Source organism: Mycolicibacterium grossiae (genome assembly GCF_008329645.1).
Classification (GTDB): Bacteria; Actinomycetota; Actinomycetes; order Mycobacteriales; family Mycobacteriaceae; genus Mycobacterium; species Mycobacterium grossiae.
This window is the reverse complement of sequence record NZ_CP043474.1, coordinates 86,702-104,075: the sequence shown is the minus strand read 5'-3', so window position 1 is coordinate 104,075 and position 17,374 is coordinate 86,702. Positions and strand designations below refer to the sequence as shown.

The window sequence follows — 17,374 nt, the reverse complement described above, 5'->3', positions numbered from 1 at the left end:
AGACCACCTTCCCGGGGCGGCCCGGATGCGCTCTCGGCGCAATCCGGCCGGGGACCGGTGCCGAATGTCGGCAGCAGTCGTAGCGTGGAGTGGTGACGTCACCTAACGATCTCCCCCGTACCGTCGGCGAACTGCGCTCCTCGGGTCACCGCGAACGCAGCGTCAAGGACGAGATCAGGGAGAACCTGCTCGCGGCGCTGGCGGAGGGTCGCGACAGCTGGCCGGGGATCTTCGGCTTCGAGGACACCGTCCTGCCGCAGCTGGAGCGGGCGCTGATCGCCGGCCACGACATGGTGTTGCTCGGCGAGCGCGGGCAAGGCAAGACGCGTCTGCTGCGCGCCCTGACCGGTCTGCTCGACGAGTGGACTCCCGTCATCGAGGGCTCCGAGCTGGGCGAGCACCCCTACAGCCCGATCACCCCGGAGTCCATCCGGCGCGTCGCCACCTCGGGCGACGACCTGCCGATCGCGTGGAAGCACCGCAGCGAGCGCTACACCGAGAAGCTCGCCACGCCCGACACCAGCGTCGCCGACCTCGTCGGCGACATCGACCCGATCAAGGTGGCCGAGGGTCGCAGCCTCGGGGACCCGGAGACCATCGCCTACGGCCTGATCCCGCGGGCGCACCGCGGCATCGTGGCGGTCAACGAGCTGCCCGACCTCGCCGAGCGCATCCAGGTCGCCATGCTCAACGTGATGGAGGAGCGCGACATCCAGGTCCGCGGTTACACGCTGCGGTTACCGCTCGACGTGCTCGTCGTCGCCAGTGCGAACCCCGAGGACTACACCAATCGCGGCCGCATCATCACCCCGCTGAAGGACCGCTTCGGCGCGGAGATCCGGACGCACTACCCGCAGCAGCTCGACGCCGAGGTGGCCGTGATCCGCCAGGAGGCGCACCTCGCCGCGGAGGTTCCCGACTACCTGCTGCAGATCCTCGGCCGCTTCGCCCGCGGCCTGCGCGAGTCGCAGTCGATCGATCAGCGGTCGGGTGTCTCGGCGCGCTTCGCCATCGCCGCCGCCGAGACGGTCGCCGCGGCGGCCCGGCACCGATCCACCATCCTCGGCGAGCAGGACCCGGTGTCGCGGGTCGTGGACCTGGGCACCGTGACCGACGTGCTGCGCGGCAAGCTCGAATTCGAGTCCGGTGAGGAGGGCCGCGAGCAGGCGGTGCTCGAGCACCTGCTGCGGCGGGCCACCGCGGACACCGCGCAGCGGCTGCTCGGCGGTCTGGACGTCGGCCCGCTGGTCGCCGCCGTCGAGGAGGGCGCGCCCGTCACCACGGGTGAGCGCGTCTCGGCCAAGGACGTGTTGGCGGCGCTGCCGGACCTGCCCGTCGTCGACGAGATCGCGACGCGGCTGAAGGCGCAGAGCGACGGCGAGCGCGCGGCGGCACTGGAACTCGCGCTGGAGGCGCTGTACCTCGCCAAGCGCATCGACAAGGTCTCGGGCGAGGGCGAAACCGTCTATGGCTAACCAGGGGCACGGGCGGTCCTCCCGCTACTCCCGCTACACCGGCGGACCCGATCCGCTGGCGCCCCCGGTGGACCTGCGCGAGGCGCTCGAGCAGATCGGCCAGGACGTCATGGAGGGCAGCTCGCCGCGCCGGGCACTGCAGGAGTTGATGCGGCGCGGCATGCAGAACATGCGCGGTGCCGACCGGCTGGCCGCCGAGGCCAACAGCAAGCGCCGGAAGTTGTTGCAGCGCAACAACCTCGATGGCACGCTGCAGGACATCAAGAAGCTGCTCGACGAGGCCGTGCTCGCCGAGCGCAAGGAACTGGCGCGCGCGCTCGACGACGATGCCCGCTTCGGCGAGCTGCAGATGGAGTCGCTCTCGCCGTCCCCGGCGAAGGCCGTGCAGGAACTCGCGGAGTACCAGTGGCGCAGCGACGAGGCGCGGCAGAAGTACGAGCAGATCAAGGACCTCATGGGTCGCGAGATGCTCGATCAGCGCTTCGCGGGCATGAAGCAGGCGCTGGAGAACGCGACCGACGAGGACCGGCAACGGGTCAACGACATGCTCGACGACCTCAACGAGCTGTTGGACAAGCATGCCGCCGGTCAAGACTCGCAGCAGGACTTCGACGAGTTCATGGCCAAGCACGGCGAGTACTTCCCGGAGAACCCGCGCAACATCGACGAACTGCTGGATTCGCTGGCCAAGCGCGCCGCGGCCGCGCAGCGCTTCCGCAACAGCCTCACCGAGGAGCAGCGCGCCGAACTCGACGCGCTGGCGCAGCAGGCCTTCGGATCGCCGTCGCTGATGAACGCGCTCAACCGGCTGGACTCGCACCTGCAGGCGGCTCGGCCGGGCGAGGACTGGTCGGGAAGCGAGAACTTCTCCGGCGACGACCCGATGGGCATGGGCGAGGGCGCCCAGGCGATGGCGGACATCGCCGAACTCGAGCAGCTCGCCGATCAGCTGTCGCAGAGTTATGCCGGCGCTCAGATGGACGACGTCGACCTCGACATGCTGGCGCGTCAGCTCGGTGAGGACGCGGCGGTCGACGCGCGGACGCTCGCCGACCTGGAGCGGGCGCTGATGAACCAGGGCTTCCTGGATCGCGGCTCGGACGGGCAGTGGCGGCTGTCGCCGAAGGCCATGCGCCAGCTCGGTCAGGCGGCACTGCGCGACGTCGCCCAGCAGCTGTCCGGACGGCACGGCGAACGCGAGACGCGTCGCGCGGGCGCGGCGGGGGAGCTGACCGGTGCGACGCGGCCGTGGCAGTTCGGCGACACCGAACCGTGGAACGTCACCCGCACGCTGACCAACGCGGTCCTGCGCAGCGCCGGCACCGGCACCGCGGAGCGCCCGCTGCGCATCTCCGTCGACGACGTGGAGGTCTCCGAGACCGAGACGCGGACGCAGGCCGCGGTGGCCCTGCTGGTCGATACGTCATTCTCGATGGTGATGGAGAACCGCTGGCTGCCGATGAAGCGGACGGCCCTGGCGCTGCACCATTTGGTGAGCACGCGCTTCCGCTCCGACGCGCTGCAGATCATCGCGTTCGGCCGCTACGCGCGGACGGTGTCGGCGGCCGAGCTGACCGGGCTCGAGGGCGTCTACGAGCAGGGCACCAACCTGCACCACGCGCTGGCTTTGGCCACGCGCCACCTGCGCCGCCACCCGAACGCGCAGCCGACGGTCCTGGTGGTCACCGACGGCGAACCGACGGCGCACCTCGAGGACTGGGGTGACGGCGACGGTGCCGGGGTGTTCTTCGACTACCCGCCGCATCCGCGGACCATCGCGCACACCGTACGAGGGTTCGACGAGGTGGCGCGGATGGGTGCGCAGGTGACGATCTTCCGGCTCGGCAGCGACCCGGGCCTGGCGCGGTTCATCGACCAGGTGGCGCGCCGGGTGCAGGGCCGCGTCGTGGTGCCCGAACTGGACGGGCTGGGCGCGGCCGTGGTGAGCGACTATCTGAGGTCCCGACGCCGTCGGTGACGGCACGATTGCCATTTCCGCCAGTTAACTTTCGTTAGCTGCGGGCAACATTTCGGGCGAGCCGTTTTCGGCAATTGCTCCGTGCGTACGTCGATGGGTTGAAGAAGACCGTCGCCGGGTATGCCCTGCGGCCGCTAAACGCGCGCTGTACTGGCATTCATCCGAAGGGTTCGGAACTACGCCACTATTCGTCCCCATCGCCGGACGAGTGGCCCATCGTGCTGCGCAACCATTTCGGAACCGAGTTTTGACGGAGCCGTGGCAAAATTCTGCGCGAGGGTTTATTGTCTTCTCAGGTTGCTCTCAGATGCTCTGCGCGCCGGATAGCCACCACCCACGCCGCTTTCCGTTCCGAGGGGGATTCACATGGCACTTCGCCCGTTCGTCACCGCTGGTGTCGCCTTTGCTGCAGCCGGCGCCGTCGCGGCCACGGTGGCCATCGCGCCGCCGATGTCGCCGGGAGAGGTGCGCGTCGCGCAGAAGACCGAGGAGAAGCTGGCGCTGACGGCGGACACCCGCGATCTGATCAACACGTTCTTCGGCCAGTTCCCCGGCGACCCGGACAACTCGGGCACCACCGGCGTCGCCGGCGTCGTGCAGCAGCTGCTGCAGAACGCGAACGTCAACGATCCGCAGGCGCTCGAGGTCATCGACGGGCTGTTCGGGTCGGGCTTCTCCGAGGTCGCCCGGATCTTCCTGACCCGCTACGGCGCGGACCCCGTGACGAACGCGCAGATCAACATCTTCTTCAACCAGGGCCTCAGCGAGCTGGTGCGCTACCGGCTGCTGGCGTTCAACGGCGACCCGCAGCAGCGGTTCTTCATCAACACGTTGTTCGGCCAGTCGGTCAATGACGACGGTGGGGCGAACATCAGCCAGAACGGCTTCTCCGGCCTGGCCTACAACTTCATCGTCGGCACCGGCCTGAGCATCGACCAGCGCCGCATCATCGACACGTTCTTCAACGCGCCGACGATCTACAACTCGCAGGCCGTCGTGGCCGTCGATGAGAACGGCGACCCGATCCTCAGCGATCCGGAGGACCCGGACAGCCCGCCGGTTCTGGTCGGCAACTCGAACCCCGCCCGTCGCGGCGCCTTCGGCGTCCTCTACAAACCAGATCGTCGGCACCGGCATCAGCCCGGACCAGCAGGCCACGCTCGACCAGCTCTACGACGGTGGCTTCTCCGAGATCGCCCGGGTGCGGCTCGTCGACAGCACGGCGGACCCGACGCAGAAGCAGACCATCAACGACTTCTTCGGGGGCGGCATCTCGCAGGTCGTTCGTACGCGCCTGCTCGCCGGGGCCGCCGGTGATCCGAATCAGACGAACATCATCAACGAGTTCTTCGACAACGGCATCTCCGGGGTCGTGCGCTACCTGCTCGCCGGCCCGGTGCCGGAGGAGGAGGGCGACCCGGTGTCGCCGCCGCCGGACGACGAGGAGCCCACGGCCACCCTTCGGGTGGCGTCCACCGAGCCGAAGGCCGAGGAGAAGACCCCCGAGGTGACCACTCAGGTCGCGGCCAGGTCGGCCAAGGTCGAAGCCCCGGTCCAGACGGCCCCGGTCCAGGAAGTTGCTGCCGAACCGGCATCGACCCCGGCGCCGGCATCGACGACGACCTCTACGTCTGGCTCGTCGGCTCCGGCTGAGGCCGTGTCGGCCCCGGCGCCCGCCCCGGCTCCCGAGCCCGCGAAGTCCACGTCGTCTACCAAGACGAAGGAGGCGGAGCCGGCGGCCGAGGAGACCAACGTCAAGAGCGGTAACAAGGTCGAGCCGGAGATCATCATCCCGGGTGGGGGTGGCGGCAACAACGGCTCCGGCAGCTGGGGCATCCTCGGCGACATCGCGCAGGCCGTGGTCAATCACGTGACCGGCGGCGGTGCGGCCGGTGCCGGCGCCACCTCCGGTGGCGGCACGGACAGCGGCAGCACCGGCGGCTCCGGCAGCGGATCCAGCAGCAGCGGCGGCTCCGGCAGCAGCGGCGGCGGGGAGTAACCCACCAGACGCACATCGGCCCCTTCCGAAACGGAAGGGGCCGATGTTCGTCAAGGGCTCGAGGAGTGTGCCGGGTCAGGCGGCCTTGCGCTTCTTGCGCTTGATGCCGACGCTGCCCCACAGCGAGAAGCCGCGGATGGTCACGCACGGCGCACCGGGCGAGCCGGTCTCGCCGACGTGATCGAAGGCGCCCATCACGCCGATGCCGTGGACGTCGACGTTCACCTCGGGCGGCAGCAGGATGGTCTGCCCGCCGAAGATCGAATACGAGTGGATCTCCACGTCGGGGGAGGTGAAGTCGGCGTAGCGCAGATCGATGACACCGCCGCCGAACAACGCGAAGGACGTCAACCGCTTCGGCACGTTCCACCGGCCGCGCCGCTCGAAGCCGCTCATGATCGCGAGCAGCACCGTCGAGGGGGCGGGGTGACAGGCGCCGCCGCTGCGCGTCGGCGTGGCGACGTCCGGAAGGTCCTGGCTCAGGCGTTCCAGCTCGCCGTAGGTCTGCGCGGCGTACGCCTTCGTCAAGCGCTGCTCGTACTCGGGCATGTCCAGCCGGCCCTGGGAGGCGGCTTCGGTCAGCAGCTGAGCAACGTGGATCCGGTCGGTGTCGGCAACGCGCATCGACCCGTTGCGCGACGCTGGTGTGCTCATCAACGTCGAGCCTACGACGAACCTCGTGACATGCAAGGGGCGGGCGGAAACCTTCATGGAATCCATGCGCGAAGCGTTGCCGCAAAGCCTCCGCGACAAACCTTAGATCAGCTATGTTTTTGCTGGCAGTGGGCTCAGGCCGGTGTCCACCGCGGCGGCCGCTTCTCCAGGAACGCCATCATTCCCTCCCGCGCCTCGTCGGAGGTGAACAGCTCGGCGGACCGTCGGGTCAGCGTTTCGGCGTGCCGGTCGAACGACTCCAGTACCGCGGCGGTCGTCAGCGCCTTCGACTCGGCGAGGCCCTGCGGCGACCCCTTGGCGACGTTGGCGGCGAGTGCGGCGACGGTGCCCGCGACGTCGTCGGACGCCAGCGTCACGACACCGATCGCCTCGGCCTCGGCGGCGCCGAACTTCTCCCCGGTGACGAAGTAGCGGCCCGCCGCCCGCGCCGTCATCTTCGGCAACAGCGTCAACGAGATGATCGACGGCGCCACCCCGATGCGCGCCTCGGTCAGCGCGAACGTGCTCGACGGCCCGGCCACGACGACGTCACAGGCGCCCACCAGCCCCAGACCTCCGGCGCGCACGTGTCCGTCGATCGCACCGATCACCGGCACCGGCAGCTCGAGGATCGCCCGCAGCGTCCGCGTCATCTCCCGCGCGCGGTCGACGGCGAGTTCGCCAGGATCGCGACCGGCCGCCTCGCTGAGATCCGCTCCCGCACAGAACGTGCCGCCCTCGTGGCCCAGGACCACGCAGCGCACGTCGGGATCGGCCGCGGCCCGGGACAACCCGTCGTGCAGTTGCGCGACCAGGGCGCTCGACAGCGCGTTGCGGTTGTGCGGCGAGTCGAGCGTCAGGCGGGCGACGCCCGACTCCGCCGCGTACCGGACCAGGGTGCTCATCAGTACGACCGGGGGAGGCCCAGCGACGTCTGCGCGACGAAGTTGAGGATCATCTCCCGGCTGACCGGTGCGATGCGGGCCAGGCGCGAGGCCGTGAGTACCGACGCGATGCCGTACTCCTTGGTCAGACCGTTGCCGCCGAGCGACTGCACTGCCTGGTCGACGGCGCGCACCGACGCCTCACCTGCCGCGTACTTCGCCATGTTGGCCGCCTCGGCGGCGCCGCCGTCGTCGCCGAGGTCGTACAGCGCCGCGGCCTTCTGCATCATCAGCTTGGCCAGCTCCACCTCGATGTGGTTCTGCGCCAACGGATGCGAGATGCCCTGGTGCGCGCCGATGGGCGTCTTCCACACCTGCCGCGTCTTGACGTACTCGGTGGCCTTGTGGAGCGCGAAGCGACCCATGCCGACGGCGCTCGCCGCGCCCATGATGCGCTCGGGGTTCAGCCCGGCGAACAGCTGCGCGATCGCCGCGTCCTCCGAGCCGACCAGCGCGTTGGACGGCAGCCGCACCTCGTCGAGGAACACCTGGAACTGGAACTCCGGGCTGACGATCTCCATGTCGATCTTCGTCCAGCTGAGTCCGGGGGTATCGGTCGGCACGACGAAGAGGGCGGGCTTGAGGTTGCCGGTCTTGGCTTCCTCGGTGCGGCCGACGACCAGGATGGCCTGCGCCTGGTCGACGCCGGAGATGTACACCTTCTGGCCGGAGAGGATCCAGTCGCTGCCGTCGCGGCGCGCGGTCGTGGTGATGCGGTGCGAGTTCGAGCCGGCGTCCGGTTCGGTGATCGCGAAGGCCATCGTGATGGTGCCGTCGGCGATGCCGGGGATCCAGCGCCGCTTCTGCTCCTCGGTGCCGTACTTGCTGATGATCGTGCCGTTGATCGCCGGCGACACCACCATCATCAGCAGCGCCGAACCGGCGGCGGCCATCTCCTCCATGACGAGGCTCAGCTCGTACATGCCGGCGCCGCCGCCGCCGTACTCCTCGGGCAGGTTGACACCGATGAAGCCGAGTTTGCCCGCCTCGCTCCACAGTTCGTCGGTGTGCTGCCCGGCGCGCGCCTTCTCCAGGTAGTAGTCCTGGCCGTAGGCCGCCGCGAACTGCGACACCGCCTTGCGCAGTTCCTTCTGTTCCTCGGTTTCGACGAAGCTCATCGTTTCTCCTCGTGGTTCAGGCGTGTGTTCGGGTACGGGTTCAGGTGTGGTTCGGGTGTGGGGGTCACGCGTCCTCGACGCGGGCGAGGACGGTGCCGACGTCGACCTGCTGGCCGGCGCCGACGTTCAGTTCGGCGAGCACGCCGTCACCCGGCGCGGCGATGGTGTGCTCCATCTTCATGGCCTCCAGCCAGATGAGCGGCTGGCCCGCCGTCACGCGGTCGCCGACGGCGGCGCCGACGCGGACCACCGACCCCGGCATCGGCGCCAGCAGCGAACCCTGCGCCACGGCCGCGTCCGGATCGCCGAAGCGCGGCTGCACCGCGAGGCGCACCGCCCCCAGCGGACCGTCGACGAAGGACGTCGCGCCGTAGGTCGCGACGTGGAATGCGCGCTCGACGCCGCCGACGGCGAGCACCACCGTCTGCGGCGACGCGTGCACCAGGGTGACGTCGGGATCGTCGGGCAGGTCGAGGCGACCGCGGGTGAAGCGATACCGGACCTCGACGTCGTCACCCGACGCGTCGGCATAGCGCTTCACCTGATACCCCGACGCGAGATTGCGCCAGCCGCTCGGCAGGCCGCCGAGTGCCGTTGCGCTGCCACGGTTGTGCGCGGCGTCGGCCAGTGCCGCGGCCACCGCGGCCAGTCGCGTCGCGTTCGGGGCGGCCACCGGCGCCGCGAGCGTCGCCAGCCCGTGCGTGTCGAAGAAGGCGGTGTCGGTCGCGCCGTCGAGGAACGCCGGGTGGCGCAGCACGTTCACCAGCAGGTCGCGATTGGTGGTGATGCCGTGAAGCCGGGTACGCGTCAGCGCGTCGGCCAGCACCGCCGCGGCCTGCCGGCGGGTCGGCGCGTAGGAGATGACCTTGGCCAGCATCGGGTCGTAGAAGATCGACACCTCCGACCCGTCGACCACGCCGGTGTCGACGCGCACGCCCACGGTCCCCAGGGTGGTGAACTCCGCCCGGGCCGTGGGGACGTCGAAGCGATGCACCGGACCGGCCTGGGGCTGCCAGTCCTTCGCGGGATCCTCGGCGTACAGCCGGACCTCGATCGAATGGCCGTGCGCCGGAGGCGGTTCGGGGGCCAGGCGGGCGCCGTCGGCGACCTCGAGTTGCAGCGCGACGAGGTCCAGGCCGGTGGTCTCCTCGGTGACCGGGTGTTCGACCTGCAGCCGGGTGTTCATCTCCAGGAAGAAGAAGTCCCCCGAGTCGGAGGCCATGAACTCGACGGTGCCCGCACCGGTGTAGTCGATCGCCCGGGCCGCCAGCCGTGCCGCCTCGAACAGCTTCTCGCGCATGCCGAGGGTGCGCTCGACGAGCGGCGACGGCGCCTCCTCGACGATCTTCTGGTGGCGGCGCTGAATCGAGCACTCGCGCTCGCCGACGGCCCACACCGTGCCGTGCGCGTCGGCCATCACCTGCACCTCGACGTGGTGACCCGCCGCGAGGTACCGCTCGCAGAACACCGTCGGGTCTCCGAACGCCGACTGCGCCTCGCGGCGTGCGGCCTCGACCTGCCCGGGCAGTTCGGCGAGGTCGTGCACCACGCGCATGCCGCGTCCGCCGCCGCCCGCCGAGGCCTTGATGAGCACCGGCAGCTGGTCGGCGGTGACGGTCTCGGGGTCCAGTTCGGCGAGCACCGGCACGTCGGCCGCGGCCATCATCTTCTTGGCCTCGATCTTGCTGCCCATGGCCTGGACGGCCGGCACGGGCGGGCCGATCCAGGTCAACCCCGCGGCCTGCACCGCCGCCGCGAATTCGGCGTTCTCCGAGAGGAATCCGTAGCCGGGATGTACCGCGTCGGCCCCGGCGGCCGTCGCCGCGGCGATCAGCTGCGCTGCGTCGAGGTAGCCGTTGCGGCCCTCGAGCCGGACGCGGTCGTCGGCCTCGGCCACGTGCGGGCTGGCCGCATCGGGCTCGGTGTACACCGCGACCGTGCCGATGCCGAGCCGGCGGCACGTGCTGAACACGCGGCGGGCGATCTCGCCGCGGTTCGCCACCAACACCTTGGCGATCATCGGGTCACCTTTCTCGCGATTTCGGCGCGGTAACCGCCGCTGACCGAATGAAAGCGCGCCGAAATCACCGGGGCACTCACATCCGGAAGACGCCGAAGTTCGACGTCCCTTCGATCGGACCGCTGGCGATGGCGGACAGGCACAGGCCGAGCACCGTCCGGGTGTCGCGCGGGTCGATCACGCCGTCGTCGTAGAGCCGGCCGGACAGGAACGTCGGCAGCGACTCGGCTTCGATCTGTGCCTCGACGGCCGCGCGCAGTGCGGCGTCGGCGTCCTCGTCGACTTCCTGCCCGCGCGCCTCGGCGGCCGCCCGGCTGACGATCGACAGCACGCCCGCGAGCTGCGTGCCGCCCATGACCGCCGACTTCGAACTCGGCCAGGCGAACAGGAATCGCGGGTCGTAGGCCCGGCCGCACATGCCGTAGTGGCCCGCGCCGTAGGAGGCGCCGATCAGCAGCGAGATGTGCGGCACCGTCGAGTTCGAGACGGCGTTGATCATCATCGAGCCGTGCTTGATCATGCCGCCTTCCTCGTACTGGCGGCCCACCATGTAGCCGGTGGTGTTGTGCAGGAACAACAGTGGTGTGTCCGAGCGGTTCGCCAGCTGGATGAACTGGGTGGCCTTCTGCGACTCCTCGCTGAACAGCACCCCGCGGGCGTTGGCCAGGATGCCGATCGGATACCCGTGCAATCGCGCCCACCCGGTCACCAGCGAGCCGCCGTAGAGCGGCTTGAACTCGTCGAAATCCGACCCGTCGACGATCCGGGCGATGACGTCGCGGGGGTCGAACGGGATGCGCAGGTCGGCGGGCACGATGCCGATCAGTTCCTCGGGATCGAACAGCGGCGCGCGCACCGGCGCCGGCGTCGGCCCCTGCTTGTGCCAGTTCAGCCGTGCGACGATGCGCCGGCCGATGCGGATCGCGTCGAGTTCGTCGACGGCGAAGTAGTCACCGAGACCCGAGACGCGCGCGTGCATCTCGGCGCCGCCGAGCGACTCGTCGTCGGACTCCTCGCCGGTGGCCATCTTGACCAGTGGGGGTCCGGCCAGGAACACCTTGGAGCGTTCCTTGATCATCACGACGTGGTCGCTCATGCCGGGGATGTAGGCGCCACCCGCGGTGGAGTTGCCGAACACCAGCGCGATGGTCGGGATGCCGGCCGCCGACAGTTGCGTCAGGTCGCGGAACATCCGGCCGCCCGGGATGAAGATCTCCTTCTGCGTCGGCAGGTCCGCACCGCCGGATTCGACGAGCGAGATCACCGGAAGGCGGTTCTCCCGGGCGATCTGGTTGCCGCGCAGGATCTTCTTGAGCGTCCACGGATTGCTGGTGCCGCCCTTGACCGTCGGGTCGTTCGACACGATCAGGCACTCGACGCCCTCGACCACGCCGATGCCGACGACGACGCTGGCGCCGACGGTGAAGTCGCTGCCCCACGCCGCCAGCGGGCTCAGCTCGAGGAATGGGGAGTCCGGGTCGACGAGCAGCTCGACGCGTTCCCGGGCGGTCAGCTTGCCGCGCGCGTGGTGCCGGTCGACGTACTTGGCGCCGCCGCCGGCCAGCGCCTTGGCGTGTTCGGTCTCCAGGTCGGCCAGCTTGGCCGCCATCACCTCGGCGGCCTCGGTGAAGGCGGGGGAGGCGGTGTCGAGCACCGACCGCAGCGCGGTCACGCCTGGTACCCCAGCGTCTTGGCCGCCAGCGCGGTCATGATCTCGGTGGTGCCGCCGCCGATGCCGATGATGCGCATGTCGCGGTACTGCCGCTCGACCTCGGATTCGGCCATGTACCCCATGCCGCCGAACAACTGGACGGCCTGGTTGGCCACCCACTCGCCGGCCTCGACGGCGGTGTTCTTGGCGAAGCACACCTCGGTGATGAGGTTGGTCTCGCCGGCGAGCTGACGTTCGACCAGGGCGTGGGTGTAGACGCGGGCGACGTCGATCCGGCGGGCCATCTCGGCGAGGGTGTTCTGCACCGACTGCCGTGAGATCAGCGGCCGGCCGAAGGTCTCCCGGTCACGGCACCACTGCACGGTGATGTCCAGGCAGCGTTTCGCGCTGGCGTACGCCTGCGCGGCCAGACCGACGCGCTCGGAGACGAAGGCGCTGGCGATCTGGAAGAAGCCGCTGTTCTCCGCGCCGACGAGGTTCTCGACCGGCACGCGGACGTCGACGTAGGACAGCTCGGCGGTGTCCGAGGACCGCCAGCCCATCTTCTCCAGCTTGCGGCTCACCGTGAAGCCGGGCGTGCCCTTGTCGACCACGACGAGCGACACCCCGGCCGCGCCGGGGCCGCCGGTGCGGACGGCGGTCACCACGAAGTCGGCCCGCACGCCGGAGGTGATGTAGGTCTTGGCGCCGTTGAGGACGAAGTGGTCGCCGTCGCGGTCGGCGCGGGTGGTGAGGTGCCCGACGTCGGAGCCGCCGCCCGGTTCGGTGATGGCCAGCGAGCCGATCTTCTCGCCGCGCAGCGTGGGTCGCACATAGGTGTCGATCAGCCGCTCGTCGCCGGAGGCGATCATGTGCGGCAGCGCGATGCCACAGGTGAACAGCGAGGCGAAGACGCCGCCGGGCACGCCGGCCTGATGCAGCTCCTCGCAGATCACCACGGCGTCCGCGCCGTCGCCGCCCCCGCCGCCGACCTCCTCGGGGTGGTTGGCGCCCAGCAGCCCGGCCTCGCCGGCCGCGACGTGCAGCGAGCGCGGCAGTTCGCCGGCGCGCTCCCACTCGTCGACGTGGGGGAGGATCTCGCGTTCGGCGAAGGTGCGCACCGTCTTGCGCAGCGACTCGCGTTCGGGGGTGGTCCAGATGCTCATGTCCGAAACAGTCCTTCCGGGACGTCGACGTGTCGGGCGCGCAGCCATTCGCCGAGCCCCTTGGCTTGCGGGTCGAAGCGCGCCTGATGGGCCACGCCGCGCCCGAGGATGCCCTCGATGACGAAGTTGACGGCGCGCAGGTTGGGCAGCACGTGCCGGGTGATGGTGAGATCCGCGGTCTCCGGCAGCAGTTCGCGCAGCCGGTCGACGGTCAGTGCGTGCACCAGCCACGGCCAGTGCTCCGGCTCGCGGACCCACACGCCGACGTTGGCATCACCGCCCTTGTCGCCACTGCGTGCGCCGGCGATGGTGCCCAGCGGCACCCGGCGGGTGGGCCCGGCCGGCGGCGCGGGCGGCAGGTCGGGTTCGTCGACCGGTGCGAGCGCGCGCGTGTCGGCGGCCGGCGGCACGTCGACGCGGGTGCCGTCGGGATGCACCGCGACGTGCGGCACCGCGGCTGCGTCGACCCAGCCGGGCGTGAACACGCCGTACACCTGGCCGTCGGCGGGTGGCGCCGTGGTGGTGAAGCCGGGGTAGCTGGCCAGCGCGAGTTCGACGGCGGCGGAGGAGAACTGGCGTCCCACCACCGCGGGATCGGCGTCGCGCACCACGCAGCGCAGCAGTGCGCTGGCGGCCTCCTCGGTGTCCGCGTCGGGATGGTCGGTGCGGGCCAGCGTCCACTCCAGCTCGGCGGGACGGGTGCGCAGCGACGCCTCGAGCTGGCGCCGCACCAGGTCGGCCTTCGCGTCGACGTCGAGGCCGGTGAGCACGAAGGTCATCGCGTTGCGGAACCCGCCGACAAAGTTCAGCGAGACCTTCAGCGTCGGCGGCGGCGCCTCGCCCCGGACGCCGCCGATCCGCACCCGGTCGGGGCCCTCCTGGCTCAGGGCCACGCTGTCGAGGCGCAGCGTCACGTCGGGATTCGCGTAGCGCGCGCCGCCGATCTCGTAGAGCAGCTGCGCGGTGACGGTGTCGACGTCGACCAGCCCGCCGGTGCCGGGGTGCTTGGTGATCACCGACGATCCGTCGGCGTCGATCTCGGCGAACGGGAACCCGGCGTGCAGCAGGTCGGGCACCTCGGTGAAGAACGCGAAGTTGCCGCCGGTGGCCTGGGTGCCGCACTCGATCACGTGGCCCGCCGCGACGGCGCCGGCCAGTGCGTCGTAGTCGGTGGCCGACCAGCCGAAGTGGTGGGCGGCGGGACCGACGATCACCGACGCGTCGGTGACGCGGCCCGTGACGACCACGTCGGCTCCGGCGTTCAGGCAGTCGACGATGCCCCAGGCGCCCAGGTAGGCGTTGGCGGCGAGGACCGGACCGAAGCCCAGCTCGTCCGCCCGCGCGACGAGGTCGTCGCCCTCGACGTGCGCCACGGTGACGTCGAGGCCCAGCCGCTCGGCCAGCGCGCGCACCGCGGTCGCGAGCCCGGCGGAGTTGAGTCCGCCGGCGTTGGCCACGATCCGGACGCCGCGCTCGAGCGCCAGCCCGAGCGCGTCCTCGAGCTGGGTGAGGAACGTCTTGGCGTAGCCGCGGTCGGGGGACTTGGCGCGGTCGCGGGCGAGGATGAGCATGGTCAGCTCGGCGAGGTAGTCGCCGGTCAGGTAGTCCAGCTCGCCGCCGGAGAGCATCTCGCGCATCGCGGCGTGCCGGTCGCCGTAGAAGCCCGAGCAATTGCCGATCCGCACTGGTCCGGGACGTGCCCCGGTGCCGTTCTGCCCTGCGGACACCCACGCTCCCATCGACGTCGACGGTTCAACCAACCGGTAGGGCGGTACGTTAGCCGATACCACCGGTAACGAGTCAAGGGGTGTCGCGGGAGTGTCGGCGCCGTCGGGCAGCGCCCGTGGCCGACGGCGCCGGTTTTGGCGACGACGCTGCTCACCGCTATCCTGAGACGCAACCGTTGGCCGCTGTCGTGTACGCGGCAACACCCCTGATCAAGGAGATGCTCGTCATGGCTGTGCCCAAGCGCAGGATGTCGCGCGCGAACACCCGTAGCCGGCGCGCGCAGTGGAAGGCCAAGGAAACCGGTCTCGTCAGCGTGTCGGTCGCCGGCCAGCAGCACAAGGTGCCGCGTCGCCTGCTCAAGGCCGCCCGTCTGGGCCTGATCGACCTGGACCGCCGCTAACCATTCCCGCGGCGCGCCTCTCAGCCCCCTCTCAGACGAGGGGTTGAGACTGTGCCTGTGCGAATACTGGTTGTCGACGACGACCGCGCCGTGCGCGAATCCCTGCGCCGGTCGCTGTCGTTCAACGGCTACTCCGTCGACCTGGCGCAGGACGGCGTCGAAGCCCTCGAATCCATCACCAACGACCGCCCGGATGCGGTGGTCCTCGACGTGATGATGCCGCGTCTCGACGGCCTCGAAGTCTGTCGCCGACTCCGCAGCACGGGTGACGACCTGCCGATCCTGGTGCTGACCGCCCGCGACTCGGTGTCCGAGCGCGTCGCCGGCCTCGACGCCGGCGCCGACGACTACCTTCCCAAGCCGTTCGCCCTGGAGGAGTTGCTCGCCCGGATGCGGGCGCTGCTGCGCCGCACCTCGCCCGACGAGCCGTCCGAGTCGGTGGCCCTGCGGTTCTCCGACCTCAGCCTCGACCCGGTGACCCGTGAGGTCATGCGCGGCGAACGCCCGATCAGCCTGACCCGCACCGAGTTCTCGCTGCTGGAGATGCTGATCGCCAATCCCCGCCGCGTGCTCACCCGCAGCCGCATCCTCGAGGAGGTCTGGGGCTTCGACTTCCCGACGTCGGGCAACGCGCTCGAGGTCTACGTCGGATACCTGCGTCGTAAAACCGAGGCCGAAGGGGAGCCGCGCCTGATCCACACCGTGCGCGGCGTGGGTTACGTGCTGCGCGAGACGCCGCCCTGATGGGTGTGAAGACCTCGCGGCGGCGGTTCGGCCTCGGACTGCCCACCCCGGCCGAGCACGGCGACTCCCTGCACGACGCCAGCTCGGTCTCGCTGCGCTGGCGGGTGATGCTGCTCGCGATGTCGATGGTCGCGATGGTCGTCGTGCTGATGGCCGTCGCGGTGTACGTGGTGGTGTCGCGGGCGCTGTACCAGGAGGTCGACACCCAGCTGCAGAGCCGCGCGCGGCTGCTGATCGAGAGCGGCTCGCTGGCCGCCGATCCGGGCAAGGCGATCGAGGGCACCGCCTACTCCGACGTCAACGCCATGCTGGTCAACCCGGGGCGCTCCATCTACACGGCCAATCAGGAGGGCCAGACGCTGCCGCTGGGCCAACCCGAGCGCGACGTCATCGAGGGCAAACTCCTCATGTCGCTGCGCTCGGTCAACTTCCAGCGCGTACTGGCCTATCACTTGAACAACGGCAGCTCGCTGCTGATCTCCAAGAGCATGGAACCGACCAGCAAGGTGCTCAAACGGCTGGGCACCATCCTGCTCATCGTCGGCGGCCTCGGCATGGCGGTGGCGGCGATCGCCGGCGGGACGGTGGCCCGCACCGGACTACGGCCGGTCGCGCGCCTCACCCAGGCGGCCGAACGCGTCGCGCGCACCGACGACCTCCGGCCGATCCCCGTGCACGGCAGCGACGAACTCGCGCGCCTGACCGAGGCGTTCAACATGATGTTGCGTGCGCTCGCCGAGTCCCGGGAGCGCCAGGCGCGGCTGGTCTCCGACGCCGGCCACGAACTCCGGACGCCGCTGACGTCGCTGCGCACCAACGTCGAGCTGCTCATGGCCGCCATGGCGCCGGGGGCGCCACGGCTGCCCGACGAGGAGATGGCCGGACTGCGCGCCGACGTCATCGCCCAGATCGAGGAACTCTCCACGCTGGTGGGTGACCTGGTGGACCTCACGCGTGACGACGAGGGCGTCGCCGTGCACGAGCCGGTCGACATGTCCGTGGTGATCGACAACAGCCTCGAGCGGGCCCGCCGCCGGCGCAACGACATCGACTTCGACGTCGTCGCGGAGGGCTGGCAGGTGTACGGCGACCAGGCCGGCCTGTCGCGCGCGGTGCTCAACCTGCTCGACAACGCCGCCAAGTGGAGTCCTCCGGGTGCGACGGTGAGTGTGCGGCTGATCCAGGTCGATCCCGTGAATGCGCAGCTGGTGGTCGCCGACCGTGGTCCGGGCATCCCGCCCGAGGAGCGGGGCCTGGTGTTCGAGCGCTTCTACCGCTCGATGCCCGCGCGCGCCATGCCCGGCTCGGGGCTGGGCCTCGCGATCGTCAAGCAGGTCGTCCTCAAACATGGTGGGACGCTGTGGATCGAGGACACGGCGCCGGGCCAGCCGAATCCGGGCGCGGCCATCCACGTGGTGCTTCCCGGCCGACCCGTGGCGACACGCGCGGACGCAGCGGTGGACGCCGTCGGCCACGGCACCGAGAATGGGTGATCTC

The 17,374-nt window shown here is 70.3% G+C and carries 14 protein-coding genes; 7 read left to right on the top strand and 7 right to left on the bottom strand.

Annotation, left to right across the window (positions count from 1 at the left end; genetic code table 11):
- Nucleotides 1-92: 92 nt before the first annotated feature.
- The 4 genes from FZ046_RS00520 to FZ046_RS00505 all read left to right on the top strand — a co-directional run bounded on the left by FZ046_RS00520 (nucleotide 93) and on the right by FZ046_RS00505 (nucleotide 5,452).
- Nucleotides 93-1,475 carry a sigma 54-interacting transcriptional regulator gene (locus FZ046_RS00520; RefSeq protein WP_070351227.1) on the top strand — a complete coding sequence of 461 codons (1,383 nt, stop codon included), beginning with the start codon at nucleotides 93-95 and terminating at the stop codon, nucleotides 1,473-1,475.
- Nucleotides 1,468-3,453 carry a VWA domain-containing protein gene (locus FZ046_RS00515; RefSeq protein ID WP_070351133.1) on the top strand — a complete coding sequence of 662 codons (1,986 nt, stop codon included), beginning with the start codon at nucleotides 1,468-1,470 and terminating at the stop codon, nucleotides 3,451-3,453. The genes FZ046_RS00520 and FZ046_RS00515 overlap by 8 nt, the downstream gene beginning before the upstream one ends.
- A gap of 366 nt (nucleotides 3,454-3,819) precedes the next feature.
- The gene (locus FZ046_RS00510) at nucleotides 3,820-4,770 is read left to right on the top strand and encodes a hypothetical protein (protein WP_070351134.1); all 951 of its coding nucleotides are present in this window, start codon (nucleotides 3,820-3,822) and stop codon (nucleotides 4,768-4,770) included.
- Nucleotides 4,655-5,452 (top strand): hypothetical protein, encoded by a 798-nt coding sequence (locus tag FZ046_RS00505; protein ID WP_125939637.1) that lies wholly within the window; start codon nucleotides 4,655-4,657, stop codon nucleotides 5,450-5,452. The genes FZ046_RS00510 and FZ046_RS00505 overlap by 116 nt, the downstream gene beginning before the upstream one ends.
- Before the next feature lie 75 nt (nucleotides 5,453-5,527).
- On the opposite strand, the gene FZ046_RS00500 is transcribed toward FZ046_RS00505, so the two are convergent.
- The 7 genes from FZ046_RS00500 to FZ046_RS00470 form a co-directional block, all read right to left on the bottom strand.
- A complete protein-coding gene (locus FZ046_RS00500) occupies nucleotides 5,528-6,106 on the bottom strand; it encodes a DUF1707 SHOCT-like domain-containing protein (RefSeq protein WP_070351135.1) in 579 nt (192 codons plus the stop codon).
- A 134-nt stretch (nucleotides 6,107-6,240) separates the two neighbouring features.
- Nucleotides 6,241-7,011, bottom strand: a complete 771-nt coding sequence (locus FZ046_RS00495) for an enoyl-CoA hydratase family protein (protein WP_070351136.1) — start codon at nucleotides 7,009-7,011, stop codon at nucleotides 6,241-6,243.
- A complete protein-coding gene (locus FZ046_RS00490) occupies nucleotides 7,011-8,168 on the bottom strand; it encodes an acyl-CoA dehydrogenase family protein (RefSeq protein WP_070351137.1) in 1,158 nt (385 codons plus the stop codon). Before FZ046_RS00490 ends, FZ046_RS00495 begins: the two co-directional genes overlap by 1 nt.
- A gap of 64 nt (nucleotides 8,169-8,232) precedes the next feature.
- The gene (locus FZ046_RS00485; protein ID WP_070351138.1) at nucleotides 8,233-10,188 is read right to left on the bottom strand and encodes an ATP-binding protein; all 1,956 of its coding nucleotides are present in this window, start codon (nucleotides 10,186-10,188) and stop codon (nucleotides 8,233-8,235) included.
- A gap of 76 nt (nucleotides 10,189-10,264) precedes the next feature.
- Nucleotides 10,265-11,860 (bottom strand): acyl-CoA carboxylase subunit beta, encoded by a 1,596-nt coding sequence (locus tag FZ046_RS00480; protein WP_070351139.1) that lies wholly within the window; start codon nucleotides 11,858-11,860, stop codon nucleotides 10,265-10,267.
- A complete protein-coding gene (locus FZ046_RS00475) occupies nucleotides 11,857-13,005 on the bottom strand; it encodes an acyl-CoA dehydrogenase family protein (RefSeq protein ID WP_070351140.1) in 1,149 nt (382 codons plus the stop codon). Before FZ046_RS00475 ends, FZ046_RS00480 begins: the two co-directional genes overlap by 4 nt.
- Nucleotides 13,002-14,642, bottom strand: coding sequence for an acyclic terpene utilization AtuA family protein (locus FZ046_RS00470; RefSeq protein ID WP_328514934.1), 1,641 nt, complete (start codon nucleotides 14,640-14,642; stop codon nucleotides 13,002-13,004). Before FZ046_RS00470 ends, FZ046_RS00475 begins: the two co-directional genes overlap by 4 nt.
- Nucleotides 14,643-14,959: 317 nt before the next feature.
- On the opposite strand from FZ046_RS00470, the gene rpmF reads away from it, so the two are divergent.
- Genes rpmF through FZ046_RS00455 form a run of 3 tightly spaced genes read left to right on the top strand, consistent with a single transcriptional unit; the run spans nucleotide 14,960 to nucleotide 17,370 of the window.
- Complete coding sequence (gene rpmF, locus FZ046_RS00465) at nucleotides 14,960-15,133, top strand: 50S ribosomal protein L32 (protein ID WP_070351228.1); 174 nt, start codon at nucleotides 14,960-14,962, stop codon at nucleotides 15,131-15,133.
- 57 nt (nucleotides 15,134-15,190) lie between these two features.
- Nucleotides 15,191-15,877 carry a response regulator transcription factor gene (locus FZ046_RS00460; RefSeq protein ID WP_070351142.1) on the top strand — a complete coding sequence of 229 codons (687 nt, stop codon included), beginning with the start codon at nucleotides 15,191-15,193 and terminating at the stop codon, nucleotides 15,875-15,877.
- A complete protein-coding gene (locus FZ046_RS00455; protein WP_083297932.1) occupies nucleotides 15,877-17,370 on the top strand; it encodes a HAMP domain-containing sensor histidine kinase in 1,494 nt (497 codons plus the stop codon). The genes FZ046_RS00460 and FZ046_RS00455 overlap by 1 nt, the downstream gene beginning before the upstream one ends.
- Nucleotides 17,371-17,374 lie beyond the last annotated feature (4 nt).